Annotated in this window: 7 protein-coding genes and 2 pseudogenes; 4 read left to right on the forward strand and 5 right to left on the reverse strand. The window is 52.1% G+C overall.

Annotated features, from left to right (window positions below):
• Positions 1 to 646: IS3 family transposase (locus tag IAE27_RS28870; RefSeq protein ID WP_200093376.1), on the forward strand; the 646-nt coding region annotated here is incomplete at its 5' end.
• Between the two features lie 133 nt (positions 647 to 779).
• On the opposite strand, the pseudogene IAE27_RS28875 reads toward IAE27_RS28870, so the two are convergent.
• From IAE27_RS28875 to IAE27_RS28895, 4 genes and pseudogenes are all read right to left on the reverse strand, one after another.
• A pseudogene (locus IAE27_RS28875) lies at positions 780 to 1,361 on the reverse strand (metallophosphoesterase).
• Positions 1,362 to 1,768: 407 nt separating this feature from the next.
• Complete coding sequence (locus IAE27_RS28885; protein WP_200093381.1) at positions 1,769 to 2,014, reverse strand: hypothetical protein; 246 nt, start codon at positions 2,012 to 2,014, stop codon at positions 1,769 to 1,771.
• A 10-nt stretch (positions 2,015 to 2,024) separates the two neighbouring features.
• Positions 2,025 to 2,897: an SDR family NAD(P)-dependent oxidoreductase gene (locus tag IAE27_RS28890; protein ID WP_200093383.1), complete on the reverse strand. Its 873-nt coding sequence runs from the start codon at positions 2,895 to 2,897 to the stop codon at positions 2,025 to 2,027.
• A 28-nt stretch (positions 2,898 to 2,925) separates the two neighbouring features.
• Positions 2,926 to 3,462, reverse strand: coding sequence for a TetR/AcrR family transcriptional regulator (locus tag IAE27_RS28895; RefSeq protein WP_200093385.1), 537 nt, complete (start codon positions 3,460 to 3,462; stop codon positions 2,926 to 2,928).
• A 315-nt stretch (positions 3,463 to 3,777) separates the two neighbouring features.
• Between IAE27_RS28895 and IAE27_RS28900 the strand changes: the two are divergent.
• The 3 genes and pseudogenes from IAE27_RS28900 to IAE27_RS28905 all read left to right on the forward strand — a co-directional run.
• Positions 3,778 to 4,017 (forward strand): annotated as a pseudogene (locus IAE27_RS28900) (IS6 family transposase); the annotation flags it as partial.
• Positions 3,983 to 4,180, forward strand: a complete 198-nt coding sequence (locus tag IAE27_RS29950; RefSeq protein ID WP_320159737.1) for a hypothetical protein — start codon at positions 3,983 to 3,985, stop codon at positions 4,178 to 4,180. The pseudogene IAE27_RS28900 and the gene IAE27_RS29950, both read left to right, overlap by 35 nt.
• Before the next feature lie 194 nt (positions 4,181 to 4,374).
• A complete protein-coding gene (locus IAE27_RS28905; RefSeq protein WP_200093387.1) occupies positions 4,375 to 4,803 on the forward strand; it encodes a hypothetical protein in 429 nt (142 codons plus the stop codon).
• Positions 4,804 to 5,026: 223 nt separating this feature from the next.
• Here the strand turns inward: IAE27_RS28905 and IAE27_RS28910 are convergent, their stop codons facing one another.
• Complete coding sequence (locus IAE27_RS28910; protein ID WP_200093388.1) at positions 5,027 to 5,443, reverse strand: hypothetical protein; 417 nt, start codon at positions 5,441 to 5,443, stop codon at positions 5,027 to 5,029.
• Positions 5,444 to 5,753: the final 310 nt, after the last annotated feature.

Consider the following 5,753-nt stretch of genomic DNA (forward strand, 5'->3'; position numbering starts at 1 on the left):
CGGGCGATGGCTGGCCGGTAAGCTGATGAAAGAGCTGGATATCGCCAGTTGCCAGCTCCCGGCGCATAAATACAAACGCGGCGGGAACGAACACGTTGAAATACCGAACCATCTCGACCGGCAGTTCGCGGTTACCGCGCCGGACCAGGTCTGGTGCGGCGATGTGACCTATATCTGGACGGGAAAATGCTGGTCTTATCTGGCCGTCGTGCTGGATCTGTTCGCCCGCAAAACTGTGGGCTGGGCGATGTCGACGGACTCGGCGCTCACGGTCAAAGCACTGCAGATGGCCCGGGAGCTTCGGGGCAAGCCAACAGGCGTGATGTTCCACAGTGACCAGGGCAGTCACTATAGAAGCTGTGAGTACCGGAAGGCTCTGTGGCGCTGTCGAATAAGGCAGAGTATGAGTCGACGGGGTAACTGCTGGGATAATGCCCCGATGGAACGGTTCTTCCGGAGCCTGAAGAGCGAATGGGTGCCGACGAAGGGCTATAACAGCTTCAACGAGGCTCAGAGCGCGATAATCCGCTACATCACGGTCTATTACAGCACACTCCGGCCCCACTGGTATAACGGTGGCTTAACGCCAAATGAATCAGAGCGGCTGTTCCACGAACAGTCAGGTCATGTGGCCAAAATTAGTTGACCACTACAAACTTATTATTCTGAGGGCGAAATTAGTTTGATGAGATTGATTTCATTGCGGCTACCACTGCGCATCGGGGTCAGATATGTGCCCGCACCTTCTGAAACCAGCACCTTTGTTTCTTCAAACTGACTCACGCCTCGATTAAAAGCAAAGAACAAGGCGACAGCAGAGTTCCAGGAAACACCTGTCCCGCGTGAGTGTGGCCTGACAGTACCAGGTCGGCCCCCTTTTCCGCCATATATTCAATCCCCACCGGGATGTGATGGACAAACACAGCCGCCCTGTCATGGTCTATGTTCATGGACTTAAGGGCGGATTGGATAGTTTCTTTATCATCTGAAGGGTGAAGATCAAGCGTGTTGTCATCCGCTTTCATATAGCGCAGGCCAACCAGCTGAATACCTTTGACCTTCATGATGTCATTGCGAAGAATATGCGCACCCGTGGCCGCCACTAGCTGCTCGGCGTGCACCTGATCGACATATTTCTCGTGATTGCCTCCTGTAAAATACACGGGTGCAGTAAAGTGTTTCAGCGGCTCCAGCACCGACGGGGCAAGCGCAACTTTTTAATCCAGTAAATCACCGTTGATGATGACCACATCAGGCTGACTGCGGTTAGTGGCCTCCACTATCTTCTGCAGGTAATCACGGCTGCGGTGATAACCCAGATGCACATCCGAGATATGCATGATGGTCAGCGGGGTGGTCATATAGGGTAATGCTATTTCAGTGGTTGTCACCACAAAATCCCGCGCCGAATAAATACCCCAGCCGGTCAGCGTGAGAGCTGTACCCAAGGCGGCCCCGTGCGCCCAGTGTGCCGGAACAGAGGTGAAAGACGTGATCGATCCGGAGACGATAAATGCCAGACTGAGCCAGACCAGGGCAATCCAGCCGATCCCGCCCAACCAGTACAGGATGCCGACAAGCGGGCTGGCCGATTTGTCCGCCAGTATCAACCCTGCCAGACCGGCAACATAAACGCCCGCGAAACCGCACCGAAACAGGAGCGTTTTGCGAAGACCAAACAGGGCAATCAGCCGTGTTTCAACAAACCAGATGGCAAGCGCAGACAAAATAAGCAGCACGACCGGTATACCCAGGCCAATTAATGTTTTCACACTGTCTCCTGATACACGCGCTGCTCTGTACAGGACGGCGCGAGTTTAAGCGAATATTTTTTACTGTAGCTGTTGGCATTTCGGTCGTGGCGAACGGCATTCAGCGGGCGCAAATCCTTTCCGCTAATGACATTCTGAATGGCGAAGGTATGCCCGTTCAGACTGTCGGTATCGGCCCGGGGAGCACTGGCAGAGATCAGGAAGGGCAGCATTGTCATCCACTGCCAGCGCGATTTACGCATGAATATCGTCTCAGGAAAGATAAGGGCTGATCACGGAACGGGCATATTCCCAGACCTTCCGCTCGTTCCCGGCGGAGTAATGCCGGGCAGACGGCGTTTCCACTCCCTTCGGGCCATAATATTTTCCACTCAGACCGGAGATTTCAGGAGCTGTAGCGGCGTAAATACTGCTTCCTGCAGCTTTGTCGAGAGGGATCAGCATGAACCACCACAGCGAGAATAAAATTTTCCATTTCAGTGATTTTGTGGCTTCGCGACCCAGGCTCGACTGCGTGGACCCCGGATGTACGCAGTTAAACGCAACATTCGTGATGCCAGTCTGACGCAGTTCCGACGCGAAATGGTTCATCACCCAGATGATGTACAGTTTCGAGTTGGCATAGGCTCTGGGCATGCTGTAACCGCGAGTCAGTTCAATATCGTTCAGATCAGGCTTCGCGATTTTATGGCTGTCGGACGACACGGTCACGACCCGCGCTGACGGACTTGTTTTGAGCAGGTCGAGCAATAATGTGGTCAGTAGAAGTGGGGAAAACACATTGATGACCATGGTTTTTTCATGCCCGTCTTTCGTTTCCTCCCGGGTATCCGAGAACTGAGCACCGGCATTGTTGATCAGGACATCAAGATGGTCGAAATTACGTTTTATTTCTTCTGCAAACGCCTTCACGCCGGCGAATGAAAGAAAATCCGCCAGAAATAAATGCACGTCCGGATTACCCGAACGCGTTCTTATTTCCTCCAGTGCGGTCCGGGATTTTTTTGGGTCACGTCCATGAATGATCACGGTATGACCTTGTCCGGCAAGCGTCGTTGCCGTCTCCTTCCCCACTCCATCCGAGGCGCCGGTAATGAGGATCGTCTTTTTAGCTGCGGTAAACATAGTGGGTATCCGTTGTCTGTATCAAAAATCAGGAAAAGCGGCGGCAGAGCACTTCAACGCGCGCAGTCAGGGTATCCGGTGAGGGGTGGTCAGCCAGCAGGCCGTCAAGCGCCAGAATAAAAACGTCAGCAGAAGTCCGGTCATTAAGGATGCGCTCCACGCACTCAGTCGCGATGCTCCGGTGGGTGGCAGAAATCTCTTCATCAATGCGGCCGCAGGCTTCGAAGAACTCGCCTGACATGGGCGCGCCATACATCACACTCCATGGTTCAACGGCGACCACTCTGCTGACGGTCAGGAGTCGATCGAACGTGTTCCAGGTGCTGTCTGCTGCTGCCACGGCTTCTGGCAGATGTGCCATCAGCCAGTGATGAAAGACAGCTTTAAAGATTTGTTCTTTGTTTTTAAAAGACTTATACACCAGGGTACGGGAGAGATTTGCCCGCTTCGCAATGTCGTCAATGGACGTTTTGGCAAACCCAAAATTCAGGAAGCACCATCGTGCTGCGAGGATAATTTCAACCTTTCGGGCTTCCAGGTCTTCCTCGGTCAGTTTCAGAGTCATATGTTTACCGGTGTCATTAGATGAAAAATATGCACTCACCCCCGTCAGTACACACGCATTCAGCGGATATACAGAAGTCTGTTTGTACATCTCATAACGAAACTATGACACTTATCATTAATTTCGTCAAAGTGTTACTTATGACGAAAGATCGAATTGCTATCATGGAGTGAGGCTAATGGGTAGTGGAAACCACAACTTAATTGCGATCAGGATGGTGTAGCTCATGGGTAATGACTGGAGACAAGATCAGGCTCTGTCGCATTAAGAAGTCGTCAGATAACATGCTGTTTTTTTTTGCTATGTTACCTGACTATGCAGCTGATCCGAAAAGCCTTCAAACGTCTGCACTATCCTGTTGATATTATTGCTCAGTGTGTTCGCTGGTATCTGGCTTACTCACTCAGCCTGCGTAATCTGGAGGAAATGATGGCTGAGCGCGGCACTGTCGTAGATCATTCCACACTTCACCGCTGGGTTATCCGCCTGGTGCCGTTGCTGGACAAGGCCTTTCGCCGACATAAGCGCGCCGTGTGGTGCCGCTGCCGAACGGACGGCCGGGAAGAAGCTTAACCAGCCAGACAGGCATATCGTTCTTAACAGGGCGAGGGCGCAGATCGAATCTCAGCGCCATGCTGATCGCCAGCGTGCGTCAAGGGAGGAGGAGAGGCAACAGGCTGATTTTGCCTGGTCGCGTCCGATAGCACCGCGTCGATGATTACCATTTTCGGCTGCTTCGTGGTGCTTTCAGCGCGAAACCGTTCATCATTCACTTTCGTGCATAGCCATTCAGGTCCGCAGAAATCATCAGGGCCGTTTTTCAGGGGTTAGGATAAGGCAATGTGCCGGAAACGGCCCTCAGGCCGCAGGAACGAGCTGAGGGCCGCTCAGGCGGTGCGGTAAAGAGATGTTATGGTAAATAAAATGACTGGAAATGTGATGTATAAACAAGTTATTTGCGTTTTTTCAGGCCTGATGCTTTGTTCATGTGTTAATGGCGTTCAACGCAACGTTGATATGCCAGAGTGTCAATATTACAGAGCAATGATGACAGCCCCGCAGCAACCGAAACCCGCCAGCGCGCAACGCCATTCTTGCGAGAAATCACGAAGTGAAAAACATGAAAGCAAAAGGCTGTTGATAAGCTATCAGTCAGCGTTAAAGCCTAAGCTGATGACGGCTGTTGATGGTGCGGGGCTTCCGGTAATTTATGACCTAAAAAACATGAACATCGTTGTTGTTGCTGTTCCTGAGGAAATGGCTGAAAAATACATTGAATATTTTCGGTCTCTGGATGGCGTCTATGGGGTTCAGGAGGACAGCGTGATACACCTGAACTAACGCTCTCAAAAACATGGAGTGGGCGCCAGGATATAGCAGGATTTTACATGAAAGACGACGAACGGCCGGTTCGTCGCCAGGATGTTATGTACAAAGCGTACGCCTGCAGGCGAAATATATTTCGTTATGCCTGCGCTTATGCCCGGACGGAGGATGCCGATAATCATCATGTGTATTAGTCGCGACTAATACACATGAGGCGTCGCGCTCTTTACACTGCTCCTCAGCCGGCGGGTCGGATGCCCAATTCGGCGAGATACATGTTTACCCAGTTGGTAAACTCGAGCGCAAGGTGAGTGCGATGCCCTTCAATCATCGCTGGATCGGCGGCCGCAGGATAATATATCGCCAGCTTTGCCTTGAACCCATCTTCTGCCTCGGCGAACTGGTGAATCACCACGCCAATATCGATCCCCGGAGCAACACTGCCAGCTCCCGTCATGCGGATTGGGTATTCTTCATTGAACACTTCAGAATCAACCAAATCCTTGACGTCTCTGTTGAAGTCGATTGTGAAGTAGACAGGCAGTCCCCACGCCCCTAAAGTTTCGATGACTTCCTGGCCGTGGTTAATTCCCTTGATGAGATAGTGTTCGGGGTTGGAACCGAGCAGGCTCGAGTCATCGCTGACATCTGACACACGTCGAAACCAATTGAGGAAACCCTTGGCGCTTCCCCCCTTCACCTTCACGTCAGTGAATGACGGCGTCAGCTTTCCATCGGATGCCGCGACCCACTTGCCAAATAATGCAGCACTTTTTGCAGTATCCTCGCGCAGTAGGCCTTCAATGTGTCGGGGCCGAGTTTCTGTTTTAGGAGCAGCAACGCTGCACGGCTACGCGCTACTTCATAGCGTAGAAGTTCCACGTCGCTTAGTTTCCTGCCGTCTATTTCAGTCTGTACGTAGCGCCCTTACAGGGCGAGCGTCATCGCTTCGCGCTTCCGATGTT

It is taken from the genome of Klebsiella sp. S69 (genome assembly GCF_016516145.1).
GTDB classification, from domain to species: Bacteria; Pseudomonadota; Gammaproteobacteria; order Enterobacterales; family Enterobacteriaceae; genus Klebsiella; species Klebsiella oxytoca.